A 16,833-nucleotide genomic window follows, 5' to 3' on the forward strand; every position below is an offset into this window, starting at 1 on the left:
GGCCAAAGGGAGCAGACTGTAAATCTGCCGTCATCGACTTCGAAGGTTCGAATCCTTCCCCCACCACCATTTCAGACCTATTTAAATCCTGCATTAGCGCACTTTCATTCATGTTCCCCATGGGGAAGGATGAGAAGCTTCGACCTCGAGGTTTGACCCGAAGGGCACGGAGCAAAGCGACGTGAATCCTTCCCGCACGGTTCTACAGTCCAGCTCACCATTTCAGACCTATTTAAATCCTGCGTTAGCGCATTTTCATTCATATTCCCCATGGGGAAGGATGAGAAGCTTCGACCTCGAAGGTTTGACCCATACTCTTGTTCATGTTTCCCCTGCCACTCAAAGATGACAGCCCGTCCCAGGTTCTGCTACCATTCGGCCCTCTTTTTCCCGCCACCGGGCCTTATGATGAAATTCCTCTCTTTTAATATCAATGGGCTACGTGCCCGTCCTCACCAGCTTGCCGCCATCGTTGAGCAGCACCAGCCTGACGTTATCGGCCTGCAGGAAACCAAAGTGCACGACGACATGTTTCCTCTCGATGACGTAGCCAGCCTTGGCTATAACGTGTTTTATCACGGTCAAAAAGGCCATTACGGCGTGGCGTTGCTGACCAAAACCCCACCCGTGATGGTACGCAGGGGTTTTCCTGGTGATGACGAGGATGCCCAGCGTCGTCTGATCATGGCGGATATCGCCAGCCCGATTGGCAACATTACCGTGATCAACGGCTATTTTCCGCAGGGTGAAAGCCGCGATCACGCGACAAAATTTCCGGCGAAAGAGAAGTTTTATCGCGATCTGCAAAACTATCTGGAGCAGGAACAGCAGCCGACCAACCCGGTGTTAATTATGGGCGATATGAATATCAGCTCGACCGATCTGGACATCGGTATTGGTGAAGACAGCCGCAAGCGCTGGCTGCGCACCGGTAAATGCTCTTTCCTGCCGGAAGAGCGTGAATGGATGGATCGCCTGATGAACTGGGGTCTGGTTGATACGTGGCGCGCGCAAAATGCCGATATTAACGACCGCTTCTCCTGGTTCGACTATCGTTCGAAAGGCTTTGATGACAACCGCGGCCTGCGTATCGATCTGCTGCTCGCCAGCCAGCCGCTGGCCGAACGCTGTGTAGCGACCGGTATCGATTATGCTATTCGCAGTATGGAAAAGCCTTCCGATCATGCGCCCGTCTGGGCTGAATTCAGCTTCTGATGCAGAGAGAAATAGAGGTAGTCGCCGCGCTCATCTTCCGTCAGGGCAAACTGCTGCTGGCGCAGCGCGGAGAGTCTGGCGATCAGGCTGGCCTGTGGGAGTTTCCCGGCGGTAAAGTTGAAGCGGAAGAAAGCCAGCCGCAGGCGCTGCACAGAGAGCTAAAAGAAGAGCTGGGCATCAATGCCGTCATCGGCAGCTATATTGCCAGCGAAAGCCGGACGGTAAGCGGGCGGCAGATCCATCTGCACGCCTGGCTGGTTACCGACTTTACCGGCGATCTCCGGCTTAACTGCCACCAGGCCTTTGTCTGGTGTTTGCCGGAAGAAGCGCAGAGCTATGACCTGGCGCCAGCGGATATTCCCTTACTGGCGGCCTGGCTCAACAAAGCTACCTGATGGTTTTCCAGATAAGATTATTGGTGCCGTAAGACTTCTCGTCACGGCCACACTGCAACAGCACGCCTTCCATTTTCACTACCGAGCCTTCCGTGTAGCTGCGGTTTTCATAAGTACAGCAGCGCAGACACGGAGGCTGGTTATTGTTCTGCCCCTGCGTCCAGGCTTCCGGCGGCATATCTACCATCACCTCTGCGTTAGCGCCATTGCCGGACTGTGGCTGCGGCTGCTGATAGCTGCCCTGCCCCGTACTGATGTGCATATCGGCTGCTGCAAAAAGCGATGTACCTAATAAAAGTACGCCAGTCAGTATTAATGCAGTTTTCATCTAAGCTTCCTTCGCTTTTGCCGCCTTGCGTCGCGGCTTTTTACGATTACTCGCCTCCGAAGGCAGGCCACGGAATGCGTGCGCAGCGGGCTGCTGACGGGCCTGATCGATCAGAGTATAGAGCGTCTCCACCAGCGGCTGCATAAAGTCCTGGTAGCGACACTGCTTTTCACTGATTTTAGTCAGCGTGGATTCCCAGTGCGCGGTCATATCCGGACGCGCCGCCATTTCGGGTAGCGAGTGGATCAGGGCGCGGCCAGCGGGCGTGGCGTTAATGTAACGCCCTTTTTTAACTAAAAAGGCGCGTTTGAATAACAGCTCAATAATCCCGGCGCGCGTTGCCTCTGTGCCTAAACCATCGGTCGCTCGCAGCACTTTCTTTAGATCTTTATCCTGCACAAAGCGGGCGATGCCCGTCATTGCTGAAAGCAAGGTCGCATCGGTAAAGGATCGCGGCGGCTGCGTTTGCTTGCTGACAACCTCACCGCTTTCGCACAGCAGCTCATCATCTTTCGCCACGACCGGCAACGGCGTCCCGTCGTTCTCCTCATCGCGCTCTTTGCTGCCTAACAGCGCGCGCCATCCCGCTTCGGCAAGGAAACGCGCTTTGGCCACAAACTTGCCGCCAGCGATATCCAGCTCGATCACGCATTTGCGGTAGACCGCGTCCGGGCAGAACTGCATCAGATACTGTCTGGCGATCAGGCCATAAATATTGTTTTCATTCTCGGTCAGCCTGGTCTGGGTGCTACGCGCCGTTGGGATAATCGCGTGGTGCGCATCAACCTTTTTATCGTCCCAGCAGCGGTTGCGGCGACTGCTGTCAAAGTCGGCCGGCGGCGTGAGGTCTGGCTGATGGACGCCAATCGCTTTCAACACCGAATGCCGACCCGCAAAATGTTCATCGGGAAGATAACGGCTGTCAGAACGCGGATAGGTAATCAGCTTGTGGGTTTCGTACAGCTTCTGGCAGGTGTCCAGGACCGTTTGCGCACTCAGGCCAAAGCGTCTGGCGGCTTCGATTTGTAAAGCCGAAAGCGAGAAAGGCAGCGGCGCGGTGTCGTTTTCCCGCTTGTCGTTATAGCTGGTGACCAGCGCGGGCTTGCCGCCAATGCGCGCCACCACGTGTTCGGCCAGCTGACGGTTAAGCAGGCGGCCTTCTTCATCCTGATGGGGTTCACAGGCTTCGCTCGGCTGCCAGAGCGCCACAAAATGCTCATCTTTTGGCGTAACGATATGCGCTTTGACTTCAAAGAAATCTTTAGGAATGAAATTTTCGATCTCTTCGTCGCGCCGCACCACCAGTCCAAGCACGGGGGTCTGTACGCGCCCAACCGAAAGCAGGCCATCATAGCCGGCGTTACGGCCTAACAGCGTATAGGCCCGCGTCATATTAATGCCGTAGAGCCAGTCCGCACGCGCACGCGCGAGCGCGGAAACGCAAAGCGGAATAAACTCACGGTTTTCGCGCAGGCGTCCGACTGCCCTTTCTACGGCCTGCGGATTGAGATCGTTAATCAGGCAGCGCTGCACCCTGGCGCGCTTTTGCGGCGGCAAGGCCAGATAATCCAGTACCTCATCCACCAGCAGCTGACCTTCACGATCCGGGTCGCCCGCGTGGATAACGTCGCTGGCTTTTTCCAGCAGTGTTTTGATGACGTTAAGCTGCTTCGCCACGGAAGGACGCGGCTGAAGCCGCCATTTTTCCGGCACAATAGGCAGGTCGGCCAGCGACCAGCGCGCGTAACGGTTATCGTAGCTGTCTGGCTGCGCCTGCTCCAGCAGGTGGCCGACGCACCAGGTCACCACGTCATCGCTGCCGCAGGCAATATAGCCGTCGCCCCGGCGATGCGGCTTAGGTAATACATCCGCAATCGCGCGGGCAAGGCTGGGTTTTTCGGCAATAAACAAACGCATCCGGCGATGGCTTCCTTCAGGAAATAGAGGATAAAGATGGTAGCGTTTTCGTCAGACGGTGATAAGTGTTTCCTCGTCCGTTTGCCTGTTATCCCGGCAAAATTCGCAATTAGCGACTATGCTGCCGTTCCTGATGCGTTTTGTCTGTCAGAAATAGCTGACAAAAGGTGCCGTATCGGGCGGAACCAGCGTGGTGGAGGATTTTAACTGCGGCGTACCCAGATAAAGAAAACCGACGATAGCATCCTGCTCGCGGCAGTTAAATGCCTGTCGCACGGCTTCGTGTTCGGTCCAGGCACCGCTGCGCCAGATGCCGTTAAATCCTTGCGCCTGCGCCGCCATCTGCATAGCCATTACCGCACAGCCTGCTGAAACCACCTGTTCCCAACGAGGAACCTTATGATGCGCTTCGCAGTGCGCCACGACGGTAATAATCATCGGTGCGCGAAACGGCGACTGCTTTGCTTTCTCAATCGCTTTCTCTTCCATATTGTCGTTACGCGCGGCGTTTTCCAGCAGCTGGCTGAAGCGCTCGCGCCCTTCATTTTCAATCACGATGAAGCGCCACGGTTGCAAAGTACCGTGATCGGGCGCACGCATTCCGGCGCGAATAATATTTTCCAGCGCTTCACCTTTTGGCGCAGGTTCGCTTAAGCGTGAGGCGGAACGACGATTAACTACCAGATCCAGTGCGTCCATAACTTACTCCTGATAAAAAAGCTGAGTGGCTGAAGCTAGCACAGGATGATGATTTGTTACAGCATTCCGCTTTTTCCTGCTGACAAGTTTGCCCCTGCTCTTTAGGATGTCACCATACTGACCCGCCTGCCGTTTGCACGGGCTTTTTTTTCGCGATTATGGAGAGACTATGCGCACTTTATGGCGAGCGATCGCTGGCGTTTTTAAATGGGCCTGGCGCCTGCTCAATTTTATTCGGGAATTTATTCTTAACCTGTTCCTGGTGCTGCTGATCCTGATCTGTGTCGGCGTTTACTTCCAGTTTTCTAAATCCTCCACGCCGGTAGAAACACAGAAAGGTGCGCTGGTGGTTGATTTAACCGGCGTGATTGTGGACAAGCCATCCGTCAGCAACAAACTCAGTAAAATTGGCCGCCAGCTGCTGGGCAGCAACAGCGACCGCCTGAAAGAAAACTCCCTGTTTGACGTGGTTGACGCCATTCGCCAGGCAAAAGACGACGCTAATATTACCGGCATGGTGCTGGATTTACGCGATTTTGCCGGAGCCGATCAGCCTTCGCTTCAGTATATTGGTAAAGCGCTGCATGAATTCCGCGACAGCGGCAAGAAAATTTACGCCACCGGCGACAGCTACAGCCAGGCACAATATTATCTTGCCAGCTTCGCCAATAAGATTTACCTGTCGCCGCAGGGTACGGTAGATCTGCACGGTTTTGCCACCAACGGACTTTATTATAAAACGCTGCTCGATAAGCTGAAGGTTAACTCACACGTGTTCCGCGTGGGGACTTATAAATCAGCCGTAGAGCCTTTCCTGCGTGATGATATGTCCCCGGCCGCGCGTGATGCCGACAGCCGCTGGATTGGCGAACTGTGGCAGAACTATCTCGGTACAATCGCCGCCAATCGCCAGATTACGCCACAGCAGCTGTTCCCTGGCGCACAGGGCGTGCTCGACGGACTGCAAAAAGTGGGGGGCGACACCGCTCGCTATGCAAAAGACAACAAGCTGGTGGATGAACTGGCATCCCGCTCGGTAGTGGATCAGCAGTTTGGCAAAATCTTCGGCTGGGACAAACAGGCGCAGGATTTCAACGGCACCAGTATCTATGACTACCATCTGAAAGATAAGCCGACCGGCAACGGCAATATTGCGGTGATCATGGCTAACGGCGCCATCATGGATGGCGATGAAACGCCGGGCAACGTCGGCGGCGATACCACCGCCATGGCAATTCGCCAGGCGCGCCTTGATGATAAGGTTAAAGCCATCATTCTGCGCGTGAACAGCCCTGGCGGCAGCGTTACCGCTTCCGAAACCATTCGTGAAGAGCTGGCTGCAGCAAAAGAAGCCGGCAAGCCGGTGGTCGTTTCGATGGGCGGCATGGCCGCTTCCGGAGGCTACTGGATTTCGACGCCAGCCAATTACATTATTGCCAGCTCAAGCACGCTCACCGGCTCTATCGGTATTTTTGGCGTGATTAATACGGTGGAAAACTCGCTGGATGCCGTTGGCGTGCACACGGATGGTGTGTCGACGTCGCCGCTGGCCGATGTGGCTACCACCAAAGCGCTGCCGCCGGAAGTGCAGCAGATGATGCAAATGAGCATCGAAAATGGCTATAAAAACTTCCTGGGCCTGGTCGCCAGCTCGCGCGGTAAAACGCCGGAACAGATTGACCAAATAGCACAAGGTCACGTCTGGACAGGCAGCGATGCCAAAAACAACGGCCTGGTTGATGCCATTGGCGACTTCGACGATGCGGTAGCCAAAGCAGCCGAGCTGGCCCACATCAAGACATGGCAGCTGAACTGGTATCAACAGGATCCGGGCTTTATGGATTTACTGTTCAGTCAGGTGAGCGCTTCTGCCCAGGCGGTACTGCCTTCGGTAATCAAAGCTTATCTTCCTGCGCCCATGTTTGACGTGATGTCCGCGATGAAAAATCAGCCGGGGCTGTTCGATAATATGAACGACCCGCAAAATCGCTACGCATTCTGTCTCACCTGTAGCCAGGTAAAATAACGCAGGCAGCCCGCTGGTCGGGCTGCTTTTCCCCTGTTTTCACCTTATACTGCCTCTTTTTTCCAGCCTGAGTAATCACATGCAAAAAAAATCCATCTACGTGGCCTATACCGGCGGCACCATTGGCATGCAGCGTTCCGAGCATGGCTATATCCCCGTATCGGGGCATCTGCAAAATCAGCTGGCCAATATGCCAGAGTTTCATCGCGCCGAAATGCCGGATTTCACTATTCATGAGTACCAGCCGCTGATGGACTCCTCGGACATGACGCCGCAGGACTGGCAATCGATTGCGGACGATATTCGGGCTAACTACGATAACTACGACGGTTTTGTGATCCTGCATGGTACTGACACCATGGCGTTCACCGCTTCCGCCCTCTCGTTTATGCTGGAAAATCTGGCAAAGCCGGTTATTGTGACAGGGTCACAAATTCCGCTGGCGGAACTGCGCTCCGATGGTCAGCAAAACCTGCTTAACTCGCTGTTCGTTGCCGCTAACTATCCAATAAATGAAGTGGCCTTATTCTTTAATAATCAGCTCTATCGCGGCAACCGTACCACCAAAGCCCATGCGGACGGCTTTAATGCCTTTGCCTCGCCAAATCTGGCACCGCTACTGGAAGCCGGTATCCACATTCGTCGTTTGAATACGCCACCAGCGCCTAACGGTACTGGTGACCTGATCGTCAGAAAAATAACGCCGCAGCCGGTTGGCGTAGTGACTATCTATCCCGGCATTTCTGCGGATGTTGTGAGCAACTTCCTGCGCCAGCCGGTAAAAGCGTTAATCCTGCGTTCGTACGGGGTCGGTAATGCGCCGCAAAACCCGGCTTTCCTCAAAGAGCTTAAGGAGGCTTCCGATCGCGGGATCGTAGTCATTAACCTGACGCAGTGTATGTCCGGTAAAGTGAATATGGGCGGCTATGCGACGGGCAACGCCCTGGCGCTGGCCGGGGTAGTGAGCGGTTACGATATGACCGTCGAGGCCACCCTGACCAAATTGCACTTCCTGCTCAGCCAGGATCTTTCCAGCGATGAGGTTCGCCAGAAAATGCAGATTAATCTGCGCGGCGAACTAACGCCAGACGAAAAGTGAGGTAAGCCATGAACGCCAGCGCCCTGCTCCTGATTGATTTGCAAAACGATTTCTGTCCTGGCGGCGCGCTGGCCGTTAGCGAAGGCGATCGGGTGATTGCCGTTGCTAACCGCTACGCCGCAGAGTTTTATCAGCGTGGACAAGCGGTGATAGCGACGCTGGACTGGCATCCCGCCGGTCATGGCAGCTTTGCTTCCAGTTCAGGTCAGCCACAGGGAACGGTCGGCAATCTGGACGGTCTGGCGCAAGTCTGGTGGCCGGATCACTGCGTGCAGCATAGCCACGGGGCGGAACTGCACCCGGCGCTGGAGCAGCAATACGTGACGAAGCGAGTGTATAAAGGCCAGCAGCCGAACGTAGACAGCTATAGCGCCTTTTTTGATAACGGCCGCCGCAGTGAAACGGAACTGCACAGCTGGCTACAAAGCTGCGGTATCAATGAGCTAACGGTCATGGGCCTGGCAACGGATTACTGCGTAAAGTACAGCGTACTGGATGCACTTGCCCTGGGCTACAGGGTCGAGGTAGTGAGCGCAGGCTGTCGCAGCGTGAATCTCTCGCCGGACGATGGTGACAAGGCGCTGGCGGAAATGGCCGCGCAGGGCGCAATAATACGCTGAAATAATGGCCTGCCGTCATCAGGCAGGCCATACGGCATAACGGGCGAATTATTCCTGCAGGAATAATTTATTGCAGCCTGATTTGCGTGACGTCGTCATCGATGCCGAACTCTTCCTTGAGCTGCTTTTTGCTTTTCATCACCATTGTGCCGCCCTTGCCTACGCTCATGTGCTGCGGCTCGTCGTTGTGGCGCGCCTGCCAGAGCAAAACCAGCTGCAGGCTGTTTTCCTTCTGTTCCGGTGTCAGGGCGACGCCATCGGCCCATTTCCCCGTTTCGACTGCCGTCGCCAGACGCTGGTAAATATCCGGCGTCATGGCAGCAATAACCTCATCAAGCTCCATAGCGACTATCCTTTAATCTGGGTGCCATCTTCATCGGTGAAGCTTAATGAAGCCGAGTTAACGCAGTAGCGCTCGCCCGTAGGCTGTGGGCCGTCAGGGAAAACGTGGCCCAGATGCGCGTCACAGGTTCCGCAGCGGATTTCAATGCGCTGCATGCCGTGCGAGTCATCTTCCAGATAGCGAATAGCCTCGTCGCTGTAGGGCTGATAGAAGCTTGGCCAGCCACAGCCGGAATCATATTTGGTTTCAGAGAGAAACAGCGGAGCGTTACAAACGAGGCAGTGATAAAGCCCCTCGTTTTTGTTATGCAACAGCTTGCCGGAATAAGGCGGTTCCGTGCCGCGCTGCTGGGTAACGTAATGCTGCATTTCGTTAAGATCGGTTTCGGGTTTCAGTGGGCGTTCGGCCATTTTAAGCGTCTCTGGCAAAGTGATTCTGAAGTTTTCAGCTAACATTCTAACAAATACATAACAACCTCAGGGGATTTTTTCCGTTGAGGTGTAGTCTGAAAGTGCTACGCGGGCAAAATTGTGACTCAGGTCACTCTTTGAAATTTCGACCCCTTTATATTCGGGTCGGATGCCCCAAACTAGGGATAAGGCTCCCGTCGCGGAAGGCGCTTTATGGCAATTATTCCAGCTCCAGGGTTTGATTTGTCGCAACTATTGAAGCGATTCCGCTTGACGCCTGATAAGGTTTTTGTAATTTTACAGCCAACCTTTTATTCACTAACAACAGCTGGTGGAATATATGACTATCAAAGTAGGTATCAACGGTTTTGGCCGCATCGGTCGCATCGTATTCCGTGCTGCTCAGCAGCGTTCCGACGTCGAAATCGTAGCTATCAACGATCTGCTGGACGCCGAGTACATGGCATACATGCTGAAATATGACTCTACGCACGGTCGTTTCGACGGCACCGTAGAAGTAAAAGATGGCCATCTGGTTGTTAACGGCAAAACCATCCGTGTTACCGCTGAAAGAGATCCAGCTAACCTGAAGTGGAACGAAGCAGGTGTTGACGTGGTTGCAGAAGCGACCGGCATCTTCCTGACTGACGAAACCGCTCGTAAACACATTCAGGCTGGCGCGAAAAAAGTCGTTCTGACCGGTCCTTCTAAAGATGACACCCCAATGTTCGTTATGGGCGTGAACCACAAGGCCTACGCAGGTCAGGAAATCGTTTCTAACGCTTCCTGTACCACTAACTGCCTGGCACCGCTGGCTAAAGTCATCAACGACAAATTCGGTATCGTTGAAGCGCTGATGACCACCGTGCATGCGACTACCGCTACGCAGAAAACCGTTGATGGCCCGTCTCACAAAGACTGGCGCGGCGGCCGCGGCGCATCTCAGAACATCATCCCATCTTCAACCGGCGCAGCGAAAGCAGTAGGTAAAGTTATTCCTGAGCTGAACGGTAAACTGACCGGTATGGCATTCCGCGTGCCTACGCCTAACGTTTCCGTGGTTGACCTGACTGCTCGCCTGGCTAAGCCTGCTTCTTACAAAGAAATTTGTGAAGCAATCAAAGCCGCAGCAGAAGGTGAACTGAAAGGTATTCTGGGCTACACCGAAGACGAAGTGGTTTCTACCGATTTCAACGGCGAAAAACTGACTTCCGTATTCGATGCGAAAGCCGGTATCGCCCTGAGCGACACCTTTGTTAAGCTGGTTTCCTGGTATGACAACGAAACCGGTTACTCTAACAAGGTACTGGATCTGATTGCTCATATCGCGAAGTAATAGCGATAAGCTAATCCAGAGGGCGACTGCGGTCGCCCTTTTTTTTTGCTGAACACACAGGAGCTCCGATGAACGAAAAACTTTTTTCGCTGCCCGTGATTGACCAGATCACGCCTTATATCTCCCTGCGTAAGGTCGGCGATCTGCCCGTGGTTGTTATCGTCCATCCGCAGGTTCGCGCAGCGGTAACGCTGCAAGGCGCGCAGCTGATAGCCTGGCAGCCCAGCGGTGAAAAACCGGTTATCTGGCTCAGTGAAAAAACGGCATGGACCACCGGCAAAGCGATTCGCGGCGGCGTGCCGATCTGCTGGCCGTGGTTCGGCCCGGCAGGCGAACCGGCTCACGGTTTTGCCCGCACGCTGCCCTGGACGCTGTCCGCGCATGATGAAAACGAGTCAGGCGTGATGCTTACGCTGGAGCTGGCAAGCAGCGAGCAGACGAAGAAACTGTGGCCGCACGATTTCACCCTGTTTGCCCGCTTCCGCTTCAGTGACCGCTGTGAGATCGAGCTGGAAGCACACGGTGACTTTACCGCCACTGCGGCACTGCACAGCTATTTTGCTGTAGAAGATATCGCTGGCGTTGAAGTGAGCGGACTGGGTCGACACTATATCGATAAAGTAAAAGACAATGCGCCAGGCGAGTCAGCAGACGGCAAACAAACTTATCCGGATCGCGTTGACCGCATTTATACGCAGCCTGAAGATTGCAGCGTGGTTAAGGATAAGGTCGGTAACAGAACGATTGAAGTCCATCACCATTATCACAGTGACGTTGTCACCTGGAATCCGGGGCCTGAACTTTCCTGCAGCATGGGCGATATGGCCAACGAGGGCTATAAGAGTATGGTCTGTGTTGAAACTGCACACGTTACTAAACCAATGCAGAGTGCCGGAGAATCACCTGCACGCCTGGCAACCACTATTCGACTGGGCAGCCGCTAACCAGCCGAGGCGGGCATCGCGCCCGCCTGTAACGAGGCTAAACAACATCCAGCGGCGTTTTCCCCGTTGGCGGTGGAAAGGCCTGATTGATTAAGGCCAGCTCTTCACTGTTTAACACGATCTCCAGCGCCGCAGCGTTTTCCGCGACGTGCGTCAGCGAGCCGGCTTTAGGAATAGCGATAACGCCTTCCTTACGGATAACCCAGGCGAGCAGCAGCTGCGCTACCGTAATGCTCTTTTTTTGTGCAATTTGTACCAGCGTCGGATGGGTCATCAGGTCATGCCGCAAACGCCCGGCCTGTGCCAGCGGACAATAAGCCATCACCGGCATCGCCAGCTGTTGGCATTCAGGCAGCAAATCGTACTCAATTCCCCGTGAGGCCAGATGATAAAGCACCTGGTTAGCCGCGCACGCTGTTCCGCCCTCTTCCGCCAGCAGCTCCTTTAAATCGCTACTGTCAAAATTAGAAACGCCCCAGCGCCGGATTTTCCCGGCCTGTACCAGACTTTCCATCGCCGCGATGGTTTCTTCAAGCGGTACATTGCCGCGCCAGTGCAGCAGATAGAGGTCAAGATAATCCGTTTTTAAACGGCGCAGGCTGCGCTCGCATGCTTCTACTGCATCCACTCTGCCCGCGTTCCATGGATAAACTTTAGAGACCAGCCAGGCACTGTCCCGACGACCCTGTAGCGCTTCGCCTACTACCTCTTCCGCGCCGCCGTCGGCATACATTTCTGCCGTGTCGATTACCTTAAGGCCGTATTCAAGGCCAGCCTGCAAAGCCGCCACTTCTTCTTTGCGCCGGGTGCGATCCTCGCCCATATACCAGCTGCCCTGCCCAATGGCGGGAAGCAGGCTATTACCAGAAAAGTTTACCGTTTTTGTCATCATGTTCTCCTGCACCGTTTCAGGTCACCATAATCAGACAAAAGGGCGCAGAGCGCCCTTATTTAGTGCAACTATGGCTGCTTAGAATGTGTAGCCAATGCCGGTCCACAGCGAAACCTGGGAATTTTTATCCACCATTGGGCTGTCTTTGATCTCGTCGCCCAGGCGCGTATAGCGTCCGGCAACGGTAGCATTCCAGTTTTGACTGATTTTCCACGCGGCGGTCAGCTCCAGATAGGGATTCCAGCTGTCGTCAGCGTCATAGCTGCGCAGGCCGCTGCGGCGTGATTCTCTTTTAGAAACGCCATAGTAGTAATCGTTCTGGTTAGCGCTGCTGTAGAGCGCGCCGATGCCCGGCGTCAGGCTAAAGTCGCCAAACTGGAAAGGATAGAGCCAGGTTAGATCCCAGATAAAGCCGTCACTGTTGTCCAGCATATCACCTGCCAGCACCGTTCTGACCATTCCCCAGGCAGCCGTGTGGCGATAGGCCAGTCCGCCCATCAGCGTCATGTGACGCTTATCCAGCGCTTTTAGCTGCTTATCGTTAGTCCGATCCGGATCGAAGTTTTGCGGTGAGCCAAGCACCGTCAGCGACAGCTGGTCCTGCTGGTCTTTCCACAGGTAATACCCTGCCGACAGGCTGCGCACGTAGAAATTATCGCCTTCGTAGTTAATGACCGGAACCGGGTAGTAACGATCGTCTCCGCCTTTGTAAGGGCTCTGGCTGTAGACAACCGAGGCGCCCAGGGTCAGAGGATTAGCTTGTGCTACAGCAGCGGAAAAACACAAAGGTAAAAACGCGGCCAGCGCGCTAATTTTGAAATAGTTCACAATTAATTATTTCCATAAATATAACAATCAGCTCAGAGAGTTTATCAGCCCTGCGTCATTTCTTTAAATTTTAAAAATCTTGCAGCACGCAGAATCAATTTGTCTTGCCTTCAGGCGTGATATCACCGCGGCGGCTTATTTACAAAATCCCGCCAGCCCGCATCAGACAAGGGCAAGCGCTTAGATCAATTATAACTTTGTTATTGAAATTGCATTAGAAAAGCAAGGAGGTTCAGGAAATTTCTTAAATGCCAACTAAGCTTTAAATGAAGACGCTAAGTTTGTAGAGCAGAGTAACCGTAAATTTTGTGTACCCCGATTAGAAGTCAGGTTGGCATAAGGGTTGCTGTACTCATTATAAGTTCCTTCAGGGGTCCGCATTAGGCTCCTGGTACCTGTGCTAAAAATGAAAGGACGGGCATCGCTATGAATATATTCGATCACTATCGTCAGCGTTATGAAGCTGCCAAGGACGAAGAGTTCACACTGCAGGAATTTCTTACCGTTTGTCGGCAAGATCGTAGTGCCTACGCTAACGCGGCAGAAAGGCTATTAATGGCTATCGGTGAGCCAGTAATGGTCGATACCGCTCTGGAGCCACGTCTTTCCCGCCTGTTCTCCAACCGTGTTGTTGCTCGCTATCCTGCCTTTGAGGAGTTTTACGGCATGGAGGAAGCGATCGAGCAAATCGTTTCTTACTTAAAGCATGCCGCTCAGGGTTTAGAGGAGAAAAAACAGATCCTCTATCTGCTGGGGCCGGTAGGTGGCGGTAAATCTTCGCTGGCAGAACGTCTGAAATCTCTGATGCAGCGCGTGCCTATCTATGTACTCAGCGCCGATGGCGAACGTAGCCCGGTTAATGACCATCCGCTTTGCCTGTTTAATCCGCAGGAAGATGCCAATATTCTGGAAAAAGAGTATGGCGTGCCGCGGCGCTACCTCGGCACGATTATGTCGCCGTGGGCAGCAAAACGTCTGCACGACTTCGGCGGCGATATCTCCCGCTTTAAGGTTGTGAAAGTCTGGCCTTCTATTCTGGAACAGCTCGCTATCGCTAAAACCGAGCCTGGTGATGAAAACAATCAGGACATTTCCGCGCTGGTAGGTAAAGTGGATATCCGTAAGCTGGAAAACCACGCGCAAAACGATCCGGATGCCTACGGCTATTCCGGCGCGCTGTGCCGTGCTAACCAGGGGATTATGGAGTTCGTAGAGATGTTTAAAGCCCCTATCAAGGTGCTGCATCCCCTGCTGACTGCCACTCAGGAAGGTAACTATAACGGTACGGAAGGTATTTCCGCGCTGCCGTTTAACGGTATCATCCTGGCGCACTCCAACGAATCAGAGTGGGTGACTTTCCGTAATAACAAAAACAACGAGGCGTTCCTTGACCGTGTTTATATCGTTAAGGTGCCTTATTGCCTGCGCGTGTCGGAAGAGATCAAAATCTACGACAAGCTGCTGAACCACAGTGAGCTGACCCACGCGCCATGCGCGCCGGGAACGCTAGAAACGCTGGCGCGCTTCTCGATTCTTTCGCGTCTGAAAGAGCCGGAGAACTCCAGTACGTATTCAAAAATGCGCGTTTACGATGGCGAAAGCCTGAAGGATACCGATCCAAAAGCCAAGTCCTATCAGGAGTATCGTGATTACGCTGGCGTGGACGAAGGAATGAACGGTCTCTCTACACGTTTCGCCTTTAAAATCCTTTCCCGCGTCTTTAACTTCGACCATGTCGAAGTAGCGGCTAACCCGGTGCATCTTTTCTACGTGCTGGAACAGCAGATTGAGCGCGAGCAGTTCCCACAGGATCAGGCAGAGAAATACCTGGAACACCTGAAAGGCTACCTGATTCCGAAATACGCCGAGTTTATCGGCAAAGAGATTCAGACGGCTTACCTGGAATCCTATTCAGAATATGGTCAGAACATCTTCGATCGTTACGTGACCTATGCTGACTTCTGGATTCAGGATCAGGAGTACCGCGATCCCGATACCGGTCAGCTGTTTGACCGCGAATCGCTGAACGCGGAGCTGGAAAAAATTGAGAAGCCTGCCGGGATCAGTAATCCGAAGGACTTCCGTAACGAAATCGTCAACTTTGTGCTGCGCGCCCGTGCCCACAATAACGGTCGTAATCCGAACTGGACCAGTTACGAAAAACTGCGCACGGTCATTGAGAAGAAAATGTTCTCTAATACCGAAGAGCTGCTGCCGGTTATTTCGTTTAATGCCAAAACGTCCACCGACGAACAGAAAAAGCATGACGATTTTGTCGACCGTATGATGGAAAAAGGCTATACCCGTAAGCAGGTTCGTCTGCTGTGCGAGTGGTATCTGCGCGTGAGAAAATCATCCTGATAACCTCGTAAGTCCATTCCCGTGGGTCAGGAAAACCTGGCCCGACGGCAACGTTGTTTGGGGGAGCTATGGCCTATTTTATCGATCGGCGTCTTAACGGTAAAAATAAGAGCGCGGTTAATCGCCAGCGCTTTTTGCGCCGTTATAAGTCGCAAATTAAACAGTCGATTTCCGAGGCCATTAATAAGCGTTCGGTAACCGACATTGAGAGCGGCGAATCTGTTTCCATTCCCGTTGATGATATCAACGAGCCGGTATTTCATCAGGGACGCGGCGGCCAGCGCCATCGTGTCCACCCTGGTAACGACCACTTCGTGCAAAACGACCGGGTTGAACGTCCACAAGGTGGCGGTGGTGGGGGTGGCAGCGGTCAGGGCAACGCCAGCCAGGATGGTGAAGGCCAGGACGAATTTGTCTTCAACATCTCTAAAGATGAGTATCTGGATCTGCTGTTTGAAGATCTCGCCCTGCCTAACCTGAAGAAGAATCAGCATCGCCAGCTGAATGAGTATAAGGTTCATCGTGCCGGATTCACGTCCAACGGCGTACCGGCAAATATCAGCGTGGTTCGTTCCCTGCAAAACTCTCTGGCGCGTCGTACGGCAATGACCGCTGGAAAACGCAGAATGCTGGCCGAGCTTGAAGAGACGCTGGAAGCGGTACAAAAGGCAGAGCCTGCGCAGCTGCTGGAAGAAGAGCGTTTGCGTAAAGAAATTGCCGAACTCCGGGCGCGCATCAAGCGCGTGCCTTTTATCGATACCTTCGATTTACGCTATAAAAACTTTGAAAAGCGGCCGGAACCTTCAAGCCAGGCGGTGATGTTCTGCCTGATGGACGTTTCAGGCTCCATGGATCAGGCCACCAAAGATATGGCCAAGCGCTTTTATATTTTGCTTTATCTGTTCCTGAGCAGAACGTATAAAAACGTTGATGTCGTCTATATTCGTCACCATACGCAGGCGAAAGAGGTCGATGAACAGGAGTTCTTCTACTCGCAGGAAACCGGTGGGACTATCGTGTCCAGCGCCCTGAAGCTGATGGATGAAGTGGTGAAAGAGCGATACGATCCGGCCCAGTGGAATATCTACGCCGCCCAGGCTTCCGATGGCGATAACTGGGCCGACGATTCGCCGCTTTGCCACGAGATTCTGGCGAAAAATATCTTACCCGTCGTGCGTTACTACAGCTATATCGAAATTACCCGCCGAGCCCATCAAACGCTGTGGCGCGAGTATGAACATTTACAGGCCATGTTTGATAACTTTGCCATTCAGCATATTCGCGAGCCGGAAGATATTTACCCTGTATTCCGCGAGCTGTTTCACAGACAGGCTGAAAATGCCTGAAAAACCTCAATAATCAGTCAGCATACCCGCTGGCTGATTTTCTTCCCGATCCGCCTACCTTCTTGTGCACTGGT

The 16,833-nt window shown here is 53.5% G+C and carries 16 protein-coding genes; 9 read left to right on the forward strand and 7 right to left on the reverse strand.

Annotated features, from left to right (window positions below; genetic code table 11):
- Positions 1-408: 408 nt before the first annotated feature.
- Entirely contained in the window at positions 409-1,215 is an 807-nt protein-coding gene (gene xthA, locus KUE00_RS00005) for an exodeoxyribonuclease III (RefSeq protein ID WP_246757453.1), read from the forward strand.
- Complete coding sequence (locus KUE00_RS00010; RefSeq protein ID WP_246757454.1) at positions 1,215-1,610, forward strand: pyrimidine (deoxy)nucleoside triphosphate diphosphatase; 396 nt, start codon at positions 1,215-1,217, stop codon at positions 1,608-1,610. Before xthA ends, KUE00_RS00010 begins: the two co-directional genes overlap by 1 nt.
- Here KUE00_RS00010 and KUE00_RS00015 read toward each other — a convergent pair.
- The 3 genes from KUE00_RS00015 to KUE00_RS00025 form a co-directional block, all read right to left on the reverse strand.
- Complete coding sequence (locus tag KUE00_RS00015) at positions 1,603-1,872, reverse strand: DUF1496 domain-containing protein (RefSeq protein WP_246758047.1); 270 nt, start codon at positions 1,870-1,872, stop codon at positions 1,603-1,605. The genes KUE00_RS00010 and KUE00_RS00015 overlap by 8 nt on opposite strands.
- Before the next feature lie 66 nt (positions 1,873-1,938).
- Positions 1,939-3,855 carry a DNA topoisomerase III gene (locus KUE00_RS00020; protein ID WP_246757455.1) on the reverse strand — a complete coding sequence of 639 codons (1,917 nt, stop codon included), beginning with the start codon at positions 3,853-3,855 and terminating at the stop codon, positions 1,939-1,941.
- Between the two features lie 147 nt (positions 3,856-4,002).
- Positions 4,003-4,554 carry an NAD(P)H nitroreductase gene (locus KUE00_RS00025; protein WP_246757456.1) on the reverse strand — a complete coding sequence of 184 codons (552 nt, stop codon included), beginning with the start codon at positions 4,552-4,554 and terminating at the stop codon, positions 4,003-4,005.
- Between the two features lie 169 nt (positions 4,555-4,723).
- Between KUE00_RS00025 and sppA the strand changes: the two genes are divergently transcribed.
- The 3 genes from sppA to pncA all read left to right on the forward strand — a co-directional run bounded on the left by sppA (position 4,724) and on the right by pncA (position 8,299).
- Positions 4,724-6,580, forward strand: a complete 1,857-nt coding sequence (gene sppA, locus KUE00_RS00030) for a signal peptide peptidase SppA (RefSeq protein WP_246757457.1) — start codon at positions 4,724-4,726, stop codon at positions 6,578-6,580.
- 79 nt (positions 6,581-6,659) lie between these two features.
- Positions 6,660-7,679, forward strand: a complete 1,020-nt coding sequence (gene ansA / locus KUE00_RS00035) for an asparaginase (RefSeq protein WP_246757458.1) — start codon at positions 6,660-6,662, stop codon at positions 7,677-7,679.
- An 8-nt stretch (positions 7,680-7,687) separates the two neighbouring features.
- Entirely contained in the window at positions 7,688-8,299 is a 612-nt protein-coding gene (gene pncA / locus KUE00_RS00040; RefSeq protein ID WP_246757459.1) for a bifunctional nicotinamidase/pyrazinamidase, read from the forward strand.
- Between the two features lie 67 nt (positions 8,300-8,366).
- Here pncA and KUE00_RS00045 read toward each other — a convergent pair whose 3' ends face one another.
- Both KUE00_RS00045 and msrB read right to left on the reverse strand, forming a co-directional pair.
- Positions 8,367-8,642 (reverse strand): YeaC family protein, encoded by a 276-nt coding sequence (locus KUE00_RS00045; protein WP_246757460.1) that lies wholly within the window; start codon positions 8,640-8,642, stop codon positions 8,367-8,369.
- A gap of 5 nt (positions 8,643-8,647) precedes the next feature.
- Positions 8,648-9,052 (reverse strand): peptide-methionine (R)-S-oxide reductase MsrB, encoded by a 405-nt coding sequence (gene msrB, locus KUE00_RS00050; RefSeq protein WP_246757461.1) that lies wholly within the window; start codon positions 9,050-9,052, stop codon positions 8,648-8,650.
- Between the two features lie 340 nt (positions 9,053-9,392).
- Here msrB and gapA point away from each other — a divergent pair, with 340 nt between their 5' ends.
- Both gapA and KUE00_RS00060 read left to right on the forward strand, forming a co-directional pair.
- Positions 9,393-10,388, forward strand: a complete 996-nt coding sequence (gene gapA / locus KUE00_RS00055) for a glyceraldehyde-3-phosphate dehydrogenase (protein WP_246757462.1) — start codon at positions 9,393-9,395, stop codon at positions 10,386-10,388.
- Positions 10,389-10,456: 68 nt separating this feature from the next.
- Positions 10,457-11,332 carry a D-hexose-6-phosphate mutarotase gene (locus tag KUE00_RS00060; protein WP_246757463.1) on the forward strand — a complete coding sequence of 292 codons (876 nt, stop codon included), beginning with the start codon at positions 10,457-10,459 and terminating at the stop codon, positions 11,330-11,332.
- Between the two features lie 37 nt (positions 11,333-11,369).
- Here the strand turns inward: KUE00_RS00060 and KUE00_RS00065 are convergent, their stop codons facing one another.
- Positions 11,370-12,221 (reverse strand): aldo/keto reductase, encoded by an 852-nt coding sequence (locus KUE00_RS00065; protein ID WP_281434421.1) that lies wholly within the window; start codon positions 12,219-12,221, stop codon positions 11,370-11,372.
- 81 nt (positions 12,222-12,302) lie between these two features.
- Positions 12,303-13,052: a MipA/OmpV family protein gene (locus tag KUE00_RS00070; protein WP_246757465.1), complete on the reverse strand. Its 750-nt coding sequence runs from the start codon at positions 13,050-13,052 to the stop codon at positions 12,303-12,305.
- Positions 13,053-13,478: 426 nt separating this feature from the next.
- Here KUE00_RS00070 and yeaG point away from each other — a divergent pair, with 426 nt between their 5' ends.
- Together yeaG and KUE00_RS00080 are read left to right on the forward strand one after the other, a co-directional pair.
- Entirely contained in the window at positions 13,479-15,413 is a 1,935-nt protein-coding gene (gene yeaG, locus KUE00_RS00075; protein WP_246757466.1) for a protein kinase YeaG, read from the forward strand.
- Between the two features lie 68 nt (positions 15,414-15,481).
- Positions 15,482-16,759 (forward strand): YeaH/YhbH family protein, encoded by a 1,278-nt coding sequence (locus tag KUE00_RS00080; RefSeq protein ID WP_246757467.1) that lies wholly within the window; start codon positions 15,482-15,484, stop codon positions 16,757-16,759.
- Positions 16,760-16,833 lie beyond the last annotated feature (74 nt).

The organism is Erwinia phyllosphaerae (assembly GCF_019132875.1).
Taxonomy (GTDB): Bacteria; Pseudomonadota; Gammaproteobacteria; order Enterobacterales; family Enterobacteriaceae; genus Erwinia; species Erwinia phyllosphaerae.